This window comes from Flavobacterium sp. ST-158 (assembly GCF_058309975.1).
In genome coordinates this window covers 45066-65485 of sequence record NZ_JBZEEN010000003.1, presented here as the reverse complement: position 1 = coordinate 65485, position 20420 = coordinate 45066, and the positions used below count along the sequence as shown (strand labels likewise).

General features: G+C 32.5%; 7 protein-coding genes and 3 pseudogenes. 7 read left to right on the top strand and 3 right to left on the bottom strand.

Annotation, left to right across the window (positions count from 1 at the left end; all coding sequences use genetic code 11):
• Positions 1-3 precede the first annotated feature (3 nt).
• The 6 genes from AC4FRF_RS06175 (at position 4) to nagB (ending at position 12877) form a co-directional block, all read left to right on the top strand.
• Positions 4-2769, top strand: coding sequence for a DUF4962 domain-containing protein (locus AC4FRF_RS06175; protein ID WP_491158617.1), 2766 nt, complete (start codon positions 4-6; stop codon positions 2767-2769).
• A 246-nt stretch (positions 2770-3015) separates the two neighbouring features.
• Entirely contained in the window at positions 3016-7107 is a 4092-nt protein-coding gene (locus AC4FRF_RS06170; protein ID WP_491158616.1) for a hybrid sensor histidine kinase/response regulator transcription factor, read from the top strand.
• Positions 7108-7175: 68 nt separating this feature from the next.
• Positions 7176-8306 carry a BT3233 family polysaccharide utilization protein gene (locus tag AC4FRF_RS06165; RefSeq protein ID WP_491158615.1) on the top strand — a complete coding sequence of 377 codons (1131 nt, stop codon included), beginning with the start codon at positions 7176-7178 and terminating at the stop codon, positions 8304-8306.
• A gap of 393 nt (positions 8307-8699) precedes the next feature.
• Positions 8700-9488 carry a gluconate 5-dehydrogenase gene (locus AC4FRF_RS06160; RefSeq protein WP_491158614.1) on the top strand — a complete coding sequence of 263 codons (789 nt, stop codon included), beginning with the start codon at positions 8700-8702 and terminating at the stop codon, positions 9486-9488.
• Positions 9489-9532: 44 nt separating this feature from the next.
• Complete coding sequence (locus tag AC4FRF_RS06155) at positions 9533-10915, top strand: sugar MFS transporter (protein ID WP_491158613.1); 1383 nt, start codon at positions 9533-9535, stop codon at positions 10913-10915.
• A gap of 36 nt (positions 10916-10951) precedes the next feature.
• The gene (gene nagB, locus AC4FRF_RS06150) at positions 10952-12877 is read left to right on the top strand and encodes a glucosamine-6-phosphate deaminase (protein ID WP_491158612.1); all 1926 of its coding nucleotides are present in this window, start codon (positions 10952-10954) and stop codon (positions 12875-12877) included.
• A gap of 881 nt (positions 12878-13758) precedes the next feature.
• Here the strand turns inward: nagB and AC4FRF_RS06145 are convergent.
• Together AC4FRF_RS06145 and AC4FRF_RS06140 are read right to left on the bottom strand one after the other, a co-directional pair.
• A pseudogene (locus AC4FRF_RS06145) lies at positions 13759-14423 on the bottom strand (IS6 family transposase).
• 434 nt (positions 14424-14857) lie between these two features.
• Positions 14858-15328, bottom strand: a pseudogene (locus AC4FRF_RS06140) (DNA polymerase III subunit alpha); the annotation flags it as partial.
• A 63-nt stretch (positions 15329-15391) separates the two neighbouring features.
• On the opposite strand from AC4FRF_RS06140, the pseudogene AC4FRF_RS06135 reads away from it, so the two are divergent.
• Positions 15392-15676: pseudogene (locus AC4FRF_RS06135) on the top strand (transposase); the annotation flags it as partial.
• A gap of 207 nt (positions 15677-15883) precedes the next feature.
• On the opposite strand, the gene AC4FRF_RS06130 reads toward AC4FRF_RS06135, so the two are convergent.
• Positions 15884-20269 (bottom strand): hybrid sensor histidine kinase/response regulator transcription factor, encoded by a 4386-nt coding sequence (locus AC4FRF_RS06130; RefSeq protein ID WP_491158611.1) that lies wholly within the window; start codon positions 20267-20269, stop codon positions 15884-15886.
• Between the last annotated feature and the right edge of the window lie 151 nt (positions 20270-20420).

Here is a 20420-nt window from a genome sequence, read left to right as displayed (position 1 = left end):
ACAATGTTCAAATTAAATTATCCATCAGCGCATAAGGTCTTCATTAAACTCCTCTTATTAGCTCCTCTATTTCTATTGGTACAGAATGTTTTTGCACAATCTACAGTAAAAGAAATTTTTAAAGGGTTTTATCAGTTTTCAGAGGCTTATAAAATTAGTAATAACGAATCTGACAACGGTAACGGTATTAAAAACATCAGCTTAAACGCTATTCGACAACAAGGCAACAGAGAATTTCCGTATCCTGTAAAAGGACATACGTTGATTGCTAATCCTCCAATATTTACCTGGCCAATGGCCGATTATGAATATCCAAAAACTTTTCCTGAAACACCCAGTAAAAAAAAATTAGAGGAATACCTGCGTTATGATTTTCAATTGGGGCAGGATAAAAAATTTTTCAAGACTATAATTAATGCAAATGGTTTACGAATGCCTTTTTATAATAATCATAAAGCCTTGGCACCCGGAACCTGGTATTGGCGTTATAGAGTAGCTGGTAAACAATGGTCACAAACATTTGAAATTGATATTTTACCAAACATACCAAAATTTGAATCCCCAAAAGAAAATGTTGCATTAAAACTAATTCCCTCGCAACATCCACGTATTTTCAAGCCCTTGAAAATAAATTCTCCAACAGCTGACCAAAGTAATTTAATAGCTCAATATAAAAGCAAAGCTAATGCTGCTCTGGGAAAAAATATAGTAACCTATAAAGTTAAAGGAGAAGAAATACCAGCTACAGCATCAAAACAAGAGCGAGACCAAATTTTGAAATTTCGTTTGCGTTACGAAATAGAAGGAATGTGTAGTGATATAGAAAACCTATTGATGGCTTATGATATTACACACAATGAAAAATATTTGGATAAAGCACTTACGTTTACCAGATACATAGCTTCTTTAAATGGTGTAGAGATGTACGAAATGGCCGATTTCTCTGCTTCTAAATCAATGTCAACTTTAGCTATGACTTATGATATCGCTTATGATAAAATTAATTTGGCTGATAAAAAACAATATGAAAATTTTATCATTCCTGTGGCAAAATTGATAATGGGAGAAGCTTTAAAAGAAAATATAGGCTCAGCTGATGGTATCGTAGGGGAACATTTTTTTCAACATATATTCCATAACGTGTTTGTAACATCAATGGTCATGAAAGACCATACTCCGGAAGCAAAAATATGGTTTGATATGTTATATAATATCTGGCTTTCCCGTTCTCCGGCAGGAGGTTTTGCTTCTGATGGTGTTTGGCCTAATGGGAATATGGGATACCTTCATGTGAGTATGGAATCAATGGTTAGTAATTTTATTTTATTTAGAGATTTATTTAACGTAAATACTTTTAGCCATCCCTGGTACTTAAATTGTGCCAATGCCCTGGCCTACACTATTCCTATCAAATCAGCAGGTGACGGTTTTGCTGACGGAAGTGATGAATGGGAGCAATTAAACAAATTACGAACCGGATTTGCCTATATTCTTGGGCAGGAGCTAAACAATCCTTTTTCAATTAATTACGCCTATAAAATTTCCAATCAATCTTTAGACAGCATTTATCAGTTTAATGGAAGTGGTTTTTCTGATTATCGCCTACAACACCAGCCCAAAAAAATAATGCAATTAGATTGGAAAACAATTCCACAATCGGCTGTCTTTCCTGAAAGTGGTATTGCAGTTATGAATACTGATGTACTGAATGCCAAAAAGAATTTATTTCTTTCTTTTTACAGTTCGCCATTTGGAGTGGGTTCGCATGCTTTAGCCGAGCAAAATAGTTTCAATATTATTTATAAAGGTAAACCTTTGTTTTACCCAACTGGCTACCGAATCACTACACAAGATAAACATTATCTGTTAGCACAAAAACACAGCAGAGCCAGAAACACGATTACTGTTGACGGAATGACACAAGGCTATAGTCAAAAAGATTACGGATGGTTGCCCCGATATCTAGACGGAGAAAACATAACCTATGTAATGGGTGATGCTTCAAACGCTTATAAAAAAATGGATTCAACTATAATCAACTGGATTACAGTGCTGAAAAACGCTAATAGTTACGAATCTAAAAATGGATTTATCATTAACGATGAGGACGATCCTAAAGTGAGTAAATTTCGTCGACATGTAGCTCTTTTACGCCCCAATATTGTGGTAGTCTATGACGAACTGGAAGCGCAAAAGCCTGTAAACTGGACTTTCCAACTGAATGGTTTGCAAAGAGCAAATATGACATTAAATCCCAATGATAAATCATTAATTGCTAATACCGATAATGGTGATGCTTTGGTAAATGTTTTTAGTAGCTTGCCAACGGCTAAAAAATTGGTCGATAGTTCTTTTGTAAAACCATTTGATTGGCTTAATCCACAAAGAGGAAGACCTGCCAAAAAATTTGACAAACAACAATTTCATTATAAGGTTGAAAACGTCGAAAAATCAAAACAGATGCGCTACTTTGCCGTAATACAAATCGATGAAAGCAATGGGTTATCATTTACAAACATACAGCCAGATGACAAAGGGAATATCGCTATAGGCAATTATATGATAAATGCACAACTGAACTTAGATCAGCCGGCGAGATTGGAAATAGAAAATAAAAAAACCGGTGAATATTTGTTGTATGGTCCATCTAATGGTGCTTCAAAAGCAAAAGGACGTAAATTTTCACTAAGTACCATTTTAGTAAATAGTTCGAATGGTTTTCAGGAATCGATAGACCGCTATCCAATGATGGTTACAGATAAAAAATGAATGTAACGAATATTATTTTCTGCTAAAAAATTAAAAATGCGAATACAAAAGTTATTAATGAAAGTTTAAACAAAATCTAAATATTTTTAATTAAAATCTAAACCCATTCAAAAAAGATATCATTAGTTTTACTTCTCAAGAATATAACTGCTTTTTTAAGTTTTTAATGTTCAAAAGAAGTAAAAAGGCACAATAATAACTATATTGTAGTTGTATAATACAACAATTACAATCAATATTAACAAAATGAAACACTGGGCTAAACATAAAGTAATTTTATATACCATTTTCGGTATGTTACTTTTTTTATTACTTCCTATGAGTACGGCTACTGCTCAAAATGGTAATAAACAGTTTAGGAATATTTCGGTGGATAAAGGGCTTTCACAAAGTTCTGTCTTTGCAATTCAACAAGATGCTCTTGGTTTCATTTGGATTGGAACTCAGGATGGTCTAAATCGTTATGACAGTAAAGGTTTTAAGGTATATCGTCCCTTACAAAATGTTAAAAACAGTCTGCAATCCTATTATATCCGAAGTTTATTTACCGATCATAATGGTCAATTATGGATAGGTGGAAATCAGGGAATCAGCGTTTATAATTATGATACGGATAGTTTTATAAACTACAAACTGCCTCGTACTTTAGGTGAATGGTATATTTCCTCTATTACAGAAGACAATAATCATCAAATTTGGGCCACATCTATCACAGGCGAAGTATTTGTACTTAATCCGAAAAAAGGAAATTTTAGCGCAGTCAAATTCAATGTTTCTTCTCATGAAATTAAGAAAATTGCTTATATCGGACTTTGGCAACAGCAAATTATTTTAGGTACCGATGTTGGCCTTTTTAAATTAAAACCAAATACCCATCAATTAATCAAATTTAATCTAGGAGCAAAAAAACCTTATATCAACGATGTTTTTATCCAAGGTAAAATAATGTGGATTGCAACAGAGGGTTATGGTCTAATTCAATACAATGCTGAAAACGGAAAAAATAGTTCACTACTACACAGCACTACTGCAAATAGTCTAGTGGATAACAATGTTAGATGTGTAGGGAAAGATACAGAAGGGAATATCTGGATTGGGACTTTTAAAGGGCTTTCCATTTACGATTTAAAAAACAATTCTTTTACTAACTATTACCACCAAATAGCGCAGCCATATACCATAAGTCAAAATTCGGTGCGCTGTTTCTTTAGAGACAAACAAAATGGTATTTGGTTAGGAACTTATTATGGTGGGCTTAACTATTACCATAAAAATGATATCAAGTTTAATCTACTTAGTCAGAATTCAGGAAAACCATCTTTAAATGATGAAGTCATTGGTGTAATCAAACAGGATGCGAAAGGTAATTTCTGGATTGGAAGTAATGATAAAGGACTAAATTACTGGAATAAAAATACCAATACTATTAGTTATTATTCGAATAATGAAAATAATCCAAATAGCTTAAGTTCAAACAATATCAAAGCCATTGCTTTTGATAGTAACGGAAATGTATTGATTGGTACTCATAATGGGGGATTAAATTTGCTAAATCCTAACAGTGGTAATGTACAGCGTTTTCTTCACGATGAAAACAATCCCAGTTCCATAGCTGGAAACCTGGTTTATAGCATCTTAAAAGATTCCAAAAACCGTATATGGGTGGGTACACGATCCGGATTGGATCAGTTTCATCCTGAAACCAAATCTTTCACGCATTTCCATTTAGACAAAGCAGGAAAACGCCCTTCTTCAGATGATATTACCTATCTTTTCGAAGATAGTAAACATCGAATTTGGATTGGAACTACCAATGGAGTTACATTGTTCTATCCTGACAATATTCTATTTGGAGATCTGGGACACGGAAAATTAAGTGATGATATTATCAATTGCATTACCGAAGATAAAAAACATCGAATCTGGATTGGAACCAGAGAAGGATTGCGCCTGTATGATGAAGCTCAGGAATCTTTTAAAAGCTTTACAGCCGCAATAGATTTTGTAAAAGAAACGATTTACGGTATAATTCCAGATGATGATGAAAATCTATGGATTTCGACCAACAGAGGCTTGATAAAATTCAACCCAGACAAAGGGACGGTACAAACCTTTGACGAAAGTGATGGTTTACAAAACAAACAATTTAACGAATATTCCTTTTATAAAGCCAAAGATGGCATGCTCCTTTTTGGAGGAATCAAAGGACTCTCCTATTTCTATCCATCAATGGTAAAACAGCAGGCACTTCCTTTAAAATTGAGTTTCACAGCGCTGGAAGTTTTAAATAAAACCGTTGCTGTCAATGACGAAACTAACATTCTGCAAGAACACATTGATCAGGCTAAAAGCATCAAAATTGGACATGAATACAAACAATTCAGTATCTTTTTTAATACGTTTAATTACATATCGTCTAATCGGACACAATACTATTATAAATTAAATGGAATTGATAAAGATTGGCAACGTACGGACCAACTAAAAATTAGTTACAGCAATCTGCCTATAGGAAAATACGAGTTGCAAATTAAAGCTATGGGACCTAATGGCGAAATGAGCGCCATTAGAAATTTAGACATTAAAATTCTACCACCATGGTATAAAGCCAATTGGTTTATTTTTTTAGTATTAATTGTTATTGGCACAGCATCTTACGTTGGTTTTCGAATGATTACCGAACGTATTAAAGCATTGCAACAATTAAAATTAGAACGAATTGATAAAGAAAGAGTCCGTGAAATTAATCAGGTCAAAATGGATTTTTTTACTAATGTTTCGCACGAACTTCGAACTCCGTTAACGCTTATTTTAGCACCTTTAGAAGAATTATTGAAATTACCGTTTACGGATAAAGCCACCAAGAAAAAACACGAACTGATGTTTCTGAATGCTAAAAGACTCTACAATTTGGTTGACCAATTATTTGAGTTTAGAAAGACAGAAATGGGAACACAGCAACTTAAAGTGAGTAAAAGTGATATGGTACGTTTTATTCATGAAATATTTGAATCCTTCAAACCACTTTCAGAAAAAAAACAAATTCACTTTACAAACTATTCTTCTGAAAAGGCACTTTCCATTTATTTCGATAAAGATGCAATGGAAAAAATATTATTTAATCTTTTATCAAATGCCTTTAAATACACTGAAGCAGGACATAATGTGAGTATCGAATTATTGAAAAAAGAAGATAAAATTTTAATCAAAGTTTCCGATACCGGAATAGGGATTAGCGAAGAGGATTTAGCTAAAGTCTTTGATCGTTTTTATCAGGTAAACAATAAAGAAATGAATTTGGGGTCTGGTGTAGGATTAGCTTTTACCAAACGATTGGTCGAACTGCATCATGGTGAAATTACTGTTGAAAGTACAAAAGAAGAAGGAAGTATTTTTACCGTAAGCTTACCTATTGCAGATGAAATTTATAACAATGATGTTCATGTAGAAAATGATATTCAAGAGTCATCTATAATTTCTGAAAACGAGAACATTATTGAAAACAATTTGCTCTTAGAAGAAAATGAAGAATTGATCAATGAAATTACCGAGGGAGTACAAGCTATTAAACTACTTATTGTTGATGATAATAAAGAAATTCTAGCGTATTTACAGGATTATTTCTGCAAAATGTATGACGTAACAGTGGCTTATGATGGTCAAATGGCTTTGGATTTGCTGGAAGTTCAACCATTTGATATCATTATTAGTGATGTAATGATGCCAGAACTCGATGGACTGCATTTTTGCAAACGGGTGAAGCAAAACATCAATACATCCCATATTCCTTTTATGCTTTTAACAGCCAAAACAGAAACCAGTCAGCAAATAAAAGGACTAGAAATGGGAGCTGATGATTATATTACAAAACCCTTTTCAACGCAGTTATTAGCTGTAAAAGTAGCCAATCTATTGCGCTCTCGTAAACGCCTGAAAGAATATTATTCGGCTACGCAAGAAATGGTACCCGAAAACATTGCTTTTAATACACTTGATGAAGAATTCCTAAAAGAAGCCATTGCTATTGTTGAAGAACATCTAGCCGATTCTGAATTTACTGTAGATGTATTTAGCAGACAAATAGGAATGAGTCGCTCCAACCTTTATCTGAAATTGAAGGCAATTACTGGTGAATCGGCAATGGATTTCATAAAGAGAATACGTTTTAAAAAAGCAGTAGAACTGATGCAAAGCAAACGTTACACCATTGCTCAGGTTACTTATATGTGTGGTTTTAACTCGCCTTCTTACTTTTCAACGGCATTTAAACAGCATTATGGCTGTATGCCAAGCGAATATTTGAACAAAATAGATAATGCAAAAGAATCTTCATCATAATTTAAAACAACAGAAAGAAAACAAAAACATTAATTTTTAATATCATAACTCAATAAAAATATTCACTCATGAAATTCGTCAATTTATTTTTGGGATTCACACTTATGTGCTCCTTCCCTATTTTTGCACAAACAAAAGCAACAGTTTCCATCCTAAACAATTCAGATTTAGATAGAAAAGAAGCCGTTGTGGCTATAAAATGGGATGCTATTATATCCCAATTCCCTCAAATAGATACAACTGCTTTTATCGTAGTTAATTCGGTAACAAAAAAACAAGTTCCTTTTCAATTAGAATATCTGGGTAATGCATCAATCCAAAACTTATTAGTACAAGTTGATGTCAAAGCAAAATCAACACTTTTACTTTCAATTCAAAAAGGAAAAGCAACAGCAGTTGTTACCAAAACTTACGCTCGTTATGTACCCGAAAGATTAGATGATTTTGCTTGGGAAAATGATAAAATTGCTTTCCGTGCTTACGGAAAAGCTTTAGAAAAAACTGAAGGCGATGCCTATGGATTTGATGTATGGGTAAAACGAACTGATAGAATGATTCTTAACGAACGTTATAAACTAGCAGATTATCATGTAGATCATGGCGATGGATTAGATTATTATCATGTAGGTTATACATTAGGAGCCGGAAACATGGCACCTTACATCAATGATACTATTCGTTACTCAGGAAATTACCATCATTGGAAAGTATTAGATAACGGCCCATTGCGTTCTACTTTTCAATTAATGTATGATACTTGGAATGCTGGTGGCATACAAGTTAAGGCTACTAAAACCATATCAATTGATGCAGGTTCTCAGCTTAATCGTATTGAAAATCAATTTACTTTTGATGGGAATAAACCAATGCCAGTAGTTGTTGGTATTATCAAAAGACCAGAAGCTGGAAATATTTTATTAAACGAACAATTAGGTATAGTAGGCTATTGGGAACCTACTTTTGAAAAAGATGGTACCACTGGTGTTGGTGCAATATTAACAACTCCTGTTACTAATATGTTAGTTAACAAACAACAACTATTAGCTAAAACCACCGTTAAAAACAACGAATCTATCGTTTACTATGCTGGAGCAGCCTGGGATAAAGCTGGAAAAATCACCAATTCTAAAAAATGGTTTGATTATTTGAATGATTTTAATCAATCCATCAAAAATCCTTTGATTGTAACTGTAAAATAACGGCAGTAAAAAAGAAATAAATGAAGTAAAACTCATTTCGACTTTATTAAAAAGGCGATTAAATCTTCCCAGATTTAGTCGCCTTTTTGTTTAACAGGATTTCATTTTTACAATTCCGTAGAGACTAATCAAAAAATCAAGCACAAAAGCACTAAATGACTCTAATTCAAACACTTAAACATACGATTTCAACCATAAAACAGCACATTTACTCAAATTTGAAAGTTTAATGGTAAATATTGAAATACGATTTCGTCATTCAAATATAACTTCGCAATATCAAACTAAAGCAACAAAGAATATTGGATACATAAAAAACGATACGCTAAGATGATTAGACTATAGCACTTTCGTTAAAAAAACATATAAATATTAACTAAAACAATTAATAAAATGTCGATTAACTTATTTGATTTATCTGGAAAAACAGCATTAATTACTGGAGGAGTTCATGGTTTAGGAATGGCGATGGCTAAAGGCTTAGGTCATGCCGGAGCTAAAATTGTAGTAAACGATCTTTCGCAAGAAGCTATTGACAAAGCAGTTGCCGAATACCAATCGGTAGGAATTGAAGCTTATGGCTATGTATTTAATGTATGCGATGAAAAAGCTGTAATTGAGGCTATAAAAAAAATAGAAACAGAAGTTGCATCTATTGATATTTTAATAAACAACGCTGGAATTATTAAAAGAACTCCAATTATCGAAATGGAGGTTGAAGATTTTGCAGCAGTAATAAACGTAGATTTAATTAGTCCGTTTATTGTTTCTAAAAATGTTGCCAAAGGAATGATTCAACGTGGCGGTGGAAAAATCATCAACATCTGTTCTATGATGAGTGAATTAGGTAGAGATTCTGTAAGCGCTTATGCTGCTGCAAAAGGTGGTTTGAAAATGCTAACAAAAAATATGGCTACTGAATGGGCTAAATTCAATATTCAAACCAACGGAATTGGTCCGGGTTACTTTGCTACAAGTCAAACCGCTCCAATTAGAGTAGACGGACATCCGTTTAATGAATTTATTGTGAGCAGAACTCCAGCTGGTCGTTGGGGAGATCCAGACGATTTACAAGGTGCTGCTATTTTCTTAAGTTCTAAAGCAAGTGATTTTGTAAATGGACACATTGTTTATGTTGATGGAGGAATACTAGCAACAATTGGAAAACCATCTAACGAATAATTGCAATACTTCGCTCCTTTTAAAAACTACTTTATTTAAAAACTATGTCAAAAATTGAATCAACAATAGATTTGAATCAACAAAGTGCATTAATTCCAATGGTTATTTTAACCAGCTTGTTTTTTATATTGGGATTCGTAACCTGGTTGAATGGACCGCTAATTCCATTCTTTGAATTGGCTTGTGAACTTACATCCTCACAGGCTTATTTTGTGACATTTGCTTTTTACATCGCCTATTTTGTTATGGCTATTCCTTCTTCTAAGGTAATTGAAAATATAGGCTACAAAAATGGAATTTCCTTTGGTTTAATTACTATTGCTTTTGGAGCTTTTATGTTTTATCCAGCTGCTGAGAGCCGTACCTTCTACTTATTCTTAATAGCACTTTTTATTATGGGAACAGGTTTGGCTATTTTGCAAACTGCTGCAAATCCTTATGTAGTTGTAATTGGACCGCGAGAAAGTGCCGCTGCCAGAATTAGTGTCTTAGGAATTGCAAATAAATTAGCTGGCTTTATAGCTCCTATTGTATTAACTGCTTTAGTATTATCAAATATGCAGGATTACACTGCCGAAAAAATTGCAACTCTTGACAGTGTTGCCAAATCAGCAGCTTTGGATACACTAGCGCTTCAATTACAAACTCCATACATATATATGGGTGTTATCATCCTTATTCTGGCTTTATTAGTAAAATATTCTCCACTACCGGAAATCGATTTGGACAAAGATGGAAATGTGGCTCACATGAGTATTTTAAAACAAATATTACATGCATTCCGTTTTCCACAATTGGTTTTAGGAGTTATTACTTTAATGCTGTACCTCTCTGCCGAAGTTTTAGCAGGAGATTCCATTGGTGGATTTGGAAAACAATTAGGCGTTTACGGTACTGATGGTAATTTTTATTTGAAACTAACTTCATTTACTATGACTGCTATGGTTGTGGGATACATTTTAGGAATTACACTTATTCCAAAATATGTTTCTCAGGTTCAGGCACTAAAAGCCTCTGGTATTTTAGGTTTGATTCTGGTACTTTTAATTGTAACTATTTCTCGAACTATAACAGTTCAATTGCCTGGAGTTCCAACATTACCCTTAGTAATTATTTTAGTGGCGCTTATGGGGCTTTCTAATGCGCTATGTTGGCCAGCCATTTGGCCTATGGCTTTACAGGATTTAGGTGGATATACTAAAATTGCCAGTGCTATATTGATAATGGGAATCATTGGAGGAGCGATTTTCCCTTTGGTTTATGGTTCCATAGTAGAAACTATTAATACAGCTAACGTTGCAAATGGCGTAGCTACAACAGCAAAAAGTGGGAATCAAATAGCTTATTTAATATTAGTACCCACCTACTTAATGATCATTTTTTATGCCTTCAAAGGACATAAATACAGAAGCTGGTCAAGAAAATAATTCAAATTAAGAGTAAAGATTATAAAATAAAAAACAATGAAAAGTACAATAGACAAAGCGACAGGATTTGAAAAACGATTTGAAAATATTAATACTGTAGTTTTCGAAAATTCAACTGAAGCTTCTAAAGCTGTGGCACAGGAAATCGCAGCACTTATCAAATTAAAACAAGAAAATAATGAATCCTGCATATTAGGTCTTGCAACAGGATCTTCGCCAAAAGGATTGTATGCTGAATTAGTTCGTCTTCACAAAGAAGAAGGACTGAGTTTTAAGAATGTAATTACATTCAATTTGGATGAATATTATCCCATGCAACCTGATTCCATCAATAGCTATGTTCGCTTTATGAAAGAATTATTATTGGATCAAGTAGATATTTTACCCGAAAATTATCATATTCCTGACGGAACTTTGTCTAAAGAAGCCATTGCGGATTACTGCGCCGATTATGAAGTTAAGATTGAAGCTTTGGGAGGCATTGATTTGCAAATACTTGGAATTGGAGGAAACGGTCACATCGGATTTAACGAATCGGGTTCTTTGCAAAACTCTAAAACCAGATTAGTTGCGCTGGATCACATTACCAGAGTGGCTGCAAGTGGCGATTTCTCAGGATTAAGTAATACTCCAAGAACAGCTATTACCTTAGGAGTAAAAAAAATAATGGAAGCCAAACAAGTAATCTTAATGGCTTGGGGTGAAGGAAAATCAAACATCATTCAAAAATCGGTTGAAGGAGAAGTTACCAATCAAATTCCTGCTTCTTTTTTGCAAGAGCATAACAATGCAGTATTTGTATTAGATAAAGAAGCTTCTTCAAAACTAACTAGAATCAACAAACCTTGGTTAGTAGAAAAAATTGTGTGGACTGATAAATTAATCCGAAAAGCAGTTTTAGGATTAGCGTTGGATTTGAAAAAGCCAATTTTAATGCTTACCGATGCTGATTATATTGAAAACGGAATGAGCGATTTATTAGCCGATTCAGGCCCTGCTTACGACATCAATATCGCCATTTTTAATAAACTGCAAAATACCATTACAGGTTGGCCAGGTGGAAAACCAAATGCAGATGATACTAATCGTCCAGAAAGAGCAGAACCAGCAAGAAAAAGAGTGTTGCTTTTTAGCCCACATCCAGATGATGATATCATCAGTATGGGAGGAACTTTTATGCGTTTGCAAGAGCAAGGACATGAAGTGCATGTGGCTTATCAAACTTCAGGAAATATAGCTGTTGCCGATGATGAAGCCTTACGTTTTGCCAGCTTTGTAGTGGATTATAATGAGAAATTTGGAATTAAAAATAGTGAAGCCGAAGACATCTATAAAAAAGCAACTACTTTCCTTAAGAATAAAAAAGCGAGTGAAATTGATATTCCTGAAGTTCGTTATATTAAAGGATTGATTAGAAAAGGAGAAGCACGTGCTACAAGTCATTTTGTGGGATTGCCTGATGCCCAAATCTATTTTATGGAACTTCCTTTCTATGAAACAGGAACTATTGAGAAGAAACCTATCGGAAAAGAAGATATTCAAATTACTATGGACTTAATTGAAAAAGTAAAACCACATCAAATCTATGCTGCTGGAGATTTAGCCGATCCACACGGAACGCACAAAGTATGTCTGGATGCTATTTTTGAAGCGGTAAAAAATCTAAAATCTAAGGATTTTATGAAAGACTGCTGGGTTTGGTTGTACCGAGGAGCATGGCAAGAATGGGGAATTGACGAAATTGAAATGGCTGTACCCATGAGTCCTGATCAGGTTTTAACCAAAAGACATGGAATTTTCAAACACCAATCTCAAAAAGATGGTGTGGTATTTCAGGGAACTGATTCAAGGGAATTCTGGCAAAGAGCCGAAGACAGAAATGCAGAAACTGCTCAATTATACAATCAATTAGGTATGGCTCATTATGCGGCTATGGAGGCATTTGTAAGATGGGAATTTTAGATTTTTTTAATTTGTTGTAGTAGAAAATGAGGCTTTAGGCCTCATTTTTTTATTTAGAAAAAGATAAACGAAGAAGTATTCATATAAACTTTAAGTCTATGAAAATAATAAATCAGTATATTATTTCTTGATAATATATTTTATTACTAATCCAAAATAACAACCCAAAAAAGTGTTCGACCGTCGAACACTTTCAGCTATTATTAAAGTTATATTTTTCATTTTTAAATGACTCTTTCTTGTAAAAATTCTAAAAAAAACACCCTTATTAATATTATTGAAAACAATTTAAAAATTAAATCATATGCGACACCCCTAATAAAACAAAGGAATAATACTCTGTTTATCAAAACCTTAAATAAACATTAAAACTGAAATTAGGTGTTCGATTGTAATCCCATCGACTCCCTTTGAAACGAAGCCACAGTCCATTTGGAAATAATTTTTAATTTTTAACATTTTAACCTCAACAAGACATTAAACCCAGTTTTCAATATACTTTAAAACTTATCCTATATATTTCTATTAAAAACAGGCTAGCTTCTTTAAATCCTGCATAAAATGGTTTGAAATTTGTATGGTAGAGGTCACTCTTAAAAAAAAGTTAAAACGAAAGTTTTAGCTTTTTTTTATGCCTTTACCGAGCTATTTTAACCAGTTTTTTACATACAATATTAAACGGTTTGTTTGTCCTATCTAGTTGACCTTACAAAACACAAACCACCCATAAGTACTATAAACGTTAAGATTAAAAAAAGTATTATCTTAATGTTAACAATGATTTTGGTTTTATTGAATTCATCAAAGAAATGTTTAAAGGAAAAATTACGGTTCTGTCGCATCTGTCAGAATCAAATATAAGAATTTAAGTAATTTAGAAATTAGGCCACTAATTTACAGAATGCTTTAAACATAGTCATCCCAGATGCAAGCATCTGATTCTTCCTCAACATATTCACAACTTCAATTCCACTCAAGGTTCGTTTGGCCGATTCAAAACTTTTAAAGCCTAATCCGTTTTGTATGCGCCACTTTATAAAACGATGATCTTGTTCTACAATATTGTTGAGATATTTACACTGTCGGATTTTAATCTTTGAGAACGAAGACTTGTTATAGTCTTTGATAGCGGCGGTATTAGAACCTCTTTTATCAATCTTTATAACTCTTGGCCTGTAGTTATTACTAATTGATTTAATTAGAAATGACTGAGCACTCATTCTCTGTCTTTTTCTGGTCAAAAGAAAGTCTACAGTATTGCCTAATTTATTTGCCGCTCGATATAAATAACCTCAAATACCTTTTACTTTGATATAGATCTCATCCAATCTCCAACTCGTCCCACTCTGCCTTTTCTCTTCTTCATCTCTGACTCAATCAAAGGTGCAAACTTATAAACCCAACGTTGAATCGTCGCATGATCCACAGTCACTCCCCTATTCTTCTTTATTTCTTCGACATCGCGGTAACTAAGTGTAAATCTTAATTTGAAATATACTTTCCGAAAAATAATTGATTTTGGATAACAATGACATTTAGTATTGATTTTTTGATGATTTAAAATTCTAAAAATAAAAATTATTCCCAGATGAGAATAAATCTTAAAATAATAACCTAATCTAAAAATATAGAAGCTAAAAATCAATAATCAAACTGAAATAAACGGAGTGAGGAAAACACCTGATAAAACGAAAGAAAACAGTAAAAAACCTGTTTTTACAAAAACAACAAACAGCTTATAATCAAATAATTAACATACAAAACAAAGATAAACCATACAATTCATAACCCTGAGGTCACGGGTTCAACTCCCGTCTTCGCTACAAAACAAACCCTAATCACTTACAAAAACAAGAGGTTAGGGTTTTTTATTTACGGATAATTCACGAATAAATTTTAAAAGTGTTTCCTTAACTGCTTTTAAATCAGTCGAATTAAATCAACTTCAATTTTTATAAATTTGCAAATACATCATAGCTATTACTTTAGATCAAAAACTCTCTGAAATTTCATTCTATGTCTTGGCAAATTAACTTCATGTGCTTGTGGATACGGTTCTCTTTGGGTACTACTCACATCTTCCTTAATGCGTTGTTGCGTTAAAAATTGATGGTCTTTTGCATCAGAATACCTTGGATTAGGTACAAAAGGAAGTTTAGCCATTTTTAGTATTGTAATAGTTGGAAAGTCATAATCAACCTCTACTGTTCCTAAAAGCAAATAACAGCTACCTCCTTGAAAAGGATACTGCTACAAATTGTCTAGAAAATGAGTGCTATCAAAATAAGTTCCTTCAAAATCTACCCAAGTTCCAAAGAACATCGTTCCTCTAACCGTTGGAACTTGCTTTCTCGAAATTAGATAACCTAACATTCGGACTTGCTTTTTGTGATATTGGACCAAATCTTTAGCCATTACATCTCCTCTGTATTGACTTTGCAACAATTCGAATTATTCCAGCTTGGAAAATGGCAGTATCAAAAAGAGAAATAACAGAATCTTTACTTTTTAATTGCTTCGATAGAATTCAGAAAATTGATTAATAAAAACACTTTAATCACTCAAAGTATGAGTAGAAAAGCTAATTGTTGGGATAATGCTGTAGCTGAAAGTTTTTTCAAGACCCTTAAAGCAGAACTTATCTATCAGCATAAATTCACAACTATTGAAGAGGCTAAATTAGCAGTCTTTGAATATATAGAAGTATGGTATAATAGAAAACGTCTACATTCTTCTTTGGGATATAAAACACCTAAAGAAATGGAACTAGAATTTTATAAAATCAAAAGTGTAGCATAGGTCTTAGAAAATTTGTCCGACTTTTTGTTGCAAGTCCAACTGTAACATACTCTTGAAATTCGTCCATAGAGTTTTTAAAACTCTCCTAAATCTAGTATCAATCCCTACAAGGCTTTTATACGAATCAAAATCCTGTCAATACCGAAATGAATTGAATTTAAAACAACCATACTAACTACATTTTCGTAAAATATAATCCTATCAAAATTATTTATTTTCTTTTCTATATTCTCCTGGTGTTACTCCATATTTACTTTTAAATATTTTATTAAAATATCTAATATCTAAAAATCCTGTCATATAGGCGATTTCTTTAACAAACAGCTCACTATTATCTAATAATTGGGCTGCTCTTTTTAAACGAACATCTCTAATAAATTCTACAGGAGTATAACCCGTAAGGCTTTTTATTTTATAATAAAAAGAAGTTCGATTAAGCCCCACAATATTACCTAAGTCTTCGACCGAAAAATTATTATTCTCCATGTTTTCTTCAAGGGCAAGCATTACCTTTTGCATGATTTGTTCATCCTGATCCGTAATTAAATAAGGTTTAGGATTGTACTCTTTTGTATCGTTTCTTTCATAAGAATGGAAAATACCCTGCAGCCTTTTTCGTTGTTCGAGTAAATTCACAATTCGGGCTTTTAGGTACGAAACGCTAAATGGCTTCGTTATGTAATCATCAGCACCATACGATAGCCCTTCCAGCTGACTTTCAATAGTACTTTTAGCGGTTAAAAGGATAACAGGAACATGGCTGATTTCTATATTGTTTCTTATTTTCTGCAAAAGTTCCACACCGTTGAGCAGAGGCATCATGATATCGCTAATGACAAAATCAGGAGAGGTTTCCTGTATTTTTTTATATCCTATAGCACCGTCTTCCGCCTCTATTACTTCGTAGTCGTCTTCTAGCACGTTTTTAATAAATGTTCTTAGTTTCTCATCATCTTCAACAAGGAGTATTTTAACTTTAGTCTGATGGCTTTCTAAACTATTATTGAATATAATAGGTTGGGTTTTAATCCATTTATTTTCAGAATTTTCCTGAGAATCTTCTGAAACAAATTCGACATCATCAGTAAAATGATTTTTTCCCCTTTTGAAAATAATAGAAAATGTACTGCCTACATGGGGCTTACTTTCAAAACTAACTTCTCCCTGGTGTTTCTCAACCAATTCTTTAACCATTGATAATCCGATACCGGTACTTGGGTTATTGACATTTTTATTAAATGAAGCAAAACGATTAAAAATACTATTTTGATGTTCTTCGGAGATCCCGACGCCTTCGTCTTTTACAATCAGATTTATTTTTTTCTCATTTTTTATAATACAAACACTTATCGATTTGCCGTCTTGAGTGTATTTAAAGGCATTTGATAAAAGGTTCATTAGTATCTTTTCCAAAGCATTTCTGTCGGCCCATAATTTTATATCTTCTCCTTCAATTTCCAAATTATAGTTTATCTTTTTCTCCTGTGCTATTTCGATAAAACTGTTAAAAATGCTACTGGTAAATTCCGGAAGATTAATTTCTGTAATTTTCAGTTGCTGATCCTGTATTTTCCGGAAATCCAGAATCTGATTTACGAGTCTCTGCAGTCTGTTTGTGCTTTGGGATACATATACAAGTTGTTTTTTTATAATTTCAGGTGTCCGGTTATCATTTATTAAATAATCAATAGGACCTGTTATTAAGGTCAAAGGAGTACGTAATTCATGCGAAATATCGATAAAAAACTTTTGCTTCATATCAAACACTTCCTTTTCAAATTGTGCATTGGTTTTTAGTCGGTATATTGTAATTATAGTGCGGTTAATAAGTATTATGATTCCAATTATTAAAAGTGTATAAAAGATATATGCCATTGTAGTATTCCAAAGTGCCGGTTTAACAGTTATTTGTAATTGCCTTTCATTGTTTACCCAATTTCCTTGACTGTTAGTCGATTTAACCCTGAAAGTATAATTCCCTTTAGGTACGTTGGTGTAAAAGGCCGTTCTTTGGTTGTTGACAAAATTCCATTTCTCGTCCAATCCTTCTAATTTATAAGCATATTTGATGTTTTTTGGATTCTTATAATCTAAAGCAGCAAATTCAATATTGAAAAAGTTTTGATTGTGTTTTAAAACAATGTCATTACTGTTATCCAGAGAAAGCCTAAGAGGAGATTCTTTGATGTTGATATCAACTTTTTTATTAAAAAGCCGCAGATTAGTAAATGATAAATAAGGTGCATAATGATTTGATTTAATCTGATCAGGGAAGAAGCTTACAATTCCTTCAGTGTAACCGAAGATCAGCTTACCCGATTGCAGTTTTATTTTAGTTGCTTCCGAAAAATTTTTGTTAGCTATAATCCATTTTAATTCAGGAAAAACCTCAAAGTATTCCTTATTGACATCAAAACGAGTTAGGATATCATCGGTTGCTACCCAGATTTTACCGGCCTTGTCCTCAACTATGGAAAGCAAATTGCTGGATGGTAATCCTTCATTTCTGCCAAATGTTTTAAACTGAACCGGAAATCCCTGATTATCTTTGGATATCACTTTACTAATACCTCCGTCAGCCGTTGCTAAAATGGTTTGTCCTTTTAGTGTAACACAAATGTCTATTATATCATTACTCATCAAACCATTAGAATTAACATAATCTATCTCATATGTTTTAAAAGTTCCAAGATTATTAAATCGATTAACATTTGATTGAAGAACTAGTAATCCATCAATACTTCCAACTAAAACAAGTCCATCCTTACTTTGGTTAATACATCTAATTTTATTAAAAGAATCTAAAGGATAGTTCTTCCATTTATTTCTATGACTAATAAAATTTATCTTACCCGACTGATCTTGTTTAATAAGATTTAGCCCATTAAAAGAACCAACCCAAATGAGCCCATTATCATCTTCAAATATTGAATAAATATCATTATCTGATAAGCTATACTCATCTTCTTCATTATGCAAATAATGTTCAACCTTATAATGAAAAGCCTTTTTATCAGGTGTCAATTTATAGAGACCGTCTCCTTTAGTGCCAATCCAAATAACAGAATTTTTATCTTCAATAATGCTGTAAGCTGTTTTAGACCATACAGCTGATTTTTCCAACTTACCTGATGGAGAAATTTCTCCAATTACATTCATGAATTTATCATAAATAATAATTTCTTTTTGTCTAGTACTTATCCAAATATTCTCTTTTTTATCTTGAAAAATGGCGCGAACATTTCTAGGATTTGATTTTAAAGGAGATGTTTTAAAATTGTACTGATTAAAGATAATTTTAAATAATCCCAACGCAAATGTATTGTACCACAAATTACCTTGTCTATCAAAAAAAACTGTGTGAAAATTATTAGGATAAATGGAATTATCAAAACGGTTAAAAGGAGGATTGAAAGATATAAGTTTCTTTTGTACAGGATCAAATCTTGAAAAATTTCCGCCATTAGGTTGTACCCAAACAGTCCCGTTTGGGTCTTTTAATACAAAAGCATTAACTGGATTACTTCCCAAATGTGTCTCCGGAGAAGAACCAGAAAAATATGTTAATTGTTTGTCTTTGAAATCAAATAGATAAATACCCAGCTCATTATTTGTGACAAACCACAGTTGATGGTTATTTAAAAAAGAAATTGGATTCAGGTCTTTAGTATTTAATTTTTTTAATGTCTCTGAATTATATAACTTGATAGCCCCTGTATATATATTAATTGTACAGAATCCATTTTGATCAGTAATAGCTAAAATAGTTTGTTTGTCTATTTGTTCAAATCGTGTTATCTTAGAATTAAGTTTTAATTTTGTGGTTCGAAAACGATGATTTTCTTTAGAATAAATCATGGTAGATCCATCAATTCCACCAAACCAAATTTCATCTCCAATTTCAATAGCTGAATAAAACCCTATATTACTATTTGTTTTATTTGGATAATACTTTACTTTTTTACTTAGATTATTGGAGTCAATTAAACAAATACCTTTATTAGTCAATAACCAAGAATTTTGTTGAGAATCTTCAAAAACTGAGTTAATAGTACTTGTATTTAAAGTATTATATTTTTTATTAAAAATTTTAGTTGTGAACAAACTATCTGAAACAAGAATACATCCCTTATCATTTTCTGAAATTAGCCAAACTTTTCCTGATTTATTAATTATTATTTTCCCCACATCAAACTTAGTGTTAGCTAATTCAGGTACTAGCTCTGGACTCCAAAAAGATTCTGTTTTTGGATTGAAACAATAAGCTTTAGATCCAACAACTTTAGATGTCATCCATATTCTACCAAAAGAATCTTCTTGCATTCCGTCGATTCTTTTATTCTTCATACTAATTTTATCAGAAGCCTTGGGTTTAAAGTTTGTAAATGAATAACCATTATACCTACAAAAACCATTAGTCGTAGCTATCCAAATAAACCCCTTTTTATCCTGAATAATCTTATTAACAATATTATGAGGAAGTCCTTCTTCTACCTGATAATGTTCATATGAATAATTTTTTTGACCATATATTGTTAGCTTTGACAGTAAAAACAAAAGACTGAAGTATAAAATTTTGGTAGTTATTTTCATTTTATGATTGCTGGATTACAAAATGTATAATAAATTATGGACATCAATATTTTCTATTTATTTTTGAAAATCAAAACCATAAAATTGAATATTCTATAACTTATATTTTTTCATTCTTACTAAAATAATGAATTTTTAAGATGTTTTTTTC

What these genes read in the sequence shown, in the direction of transcription:
- AC4FRF_RS06155 (WP_491158613.1), top strand. Translation starts at nt 9,533, where the DNA reads ATGTCAAAAATTGAATCAACAATAGATTTGAATCAACAAAGTGCATTA.
- AC4FRF_RS06170 (WP_491158616.1), top strand. Translation starts at nt 3,016, where the DNA reads ATGAAACACTGGGCTAAACATAAAGTAATTTTATATACCATTTTCGGT.
- nagB (WP_491158612.1), top strand. Translation starts at nt 10,952, where the DNA reads ATGAAAAGTACAATAGACAAAGCGACAGGATTTGAAAAACGATTTGAA.
- AC4FRF_RS06175 (WP_491158617.1), top strand. Translation starts at nt 4, where the DNA reads ATGTTCAAATTAAATTATCCATCAGCGCATAAGGTCTTCATTAAACTC.
- AC4FRF_RS06130 (WP_491158611.1), bottom strand. Translation starts at nt 20,269, where the DNA reads ATGAAAATAACTACCAAAATTTTATACTTCAGTCTTTTGTTTTTACTG.
- AC4FRF_RS06165 (WP_491158615.1), top strand. Translation starts at nt 7,176, where the DNA reads ATGAAATTCGTCAATTTATTTTTGGGATTCACACTTATGTGCTCCTTC.
- AC4FRF_RS06160 (WP_491158614.1), top strand. Translation starts at nt 8,700, where the DNA reads ATGTCGATTAACTTATTTGATTTATCTGGAAAAACAGCATTAATTACT.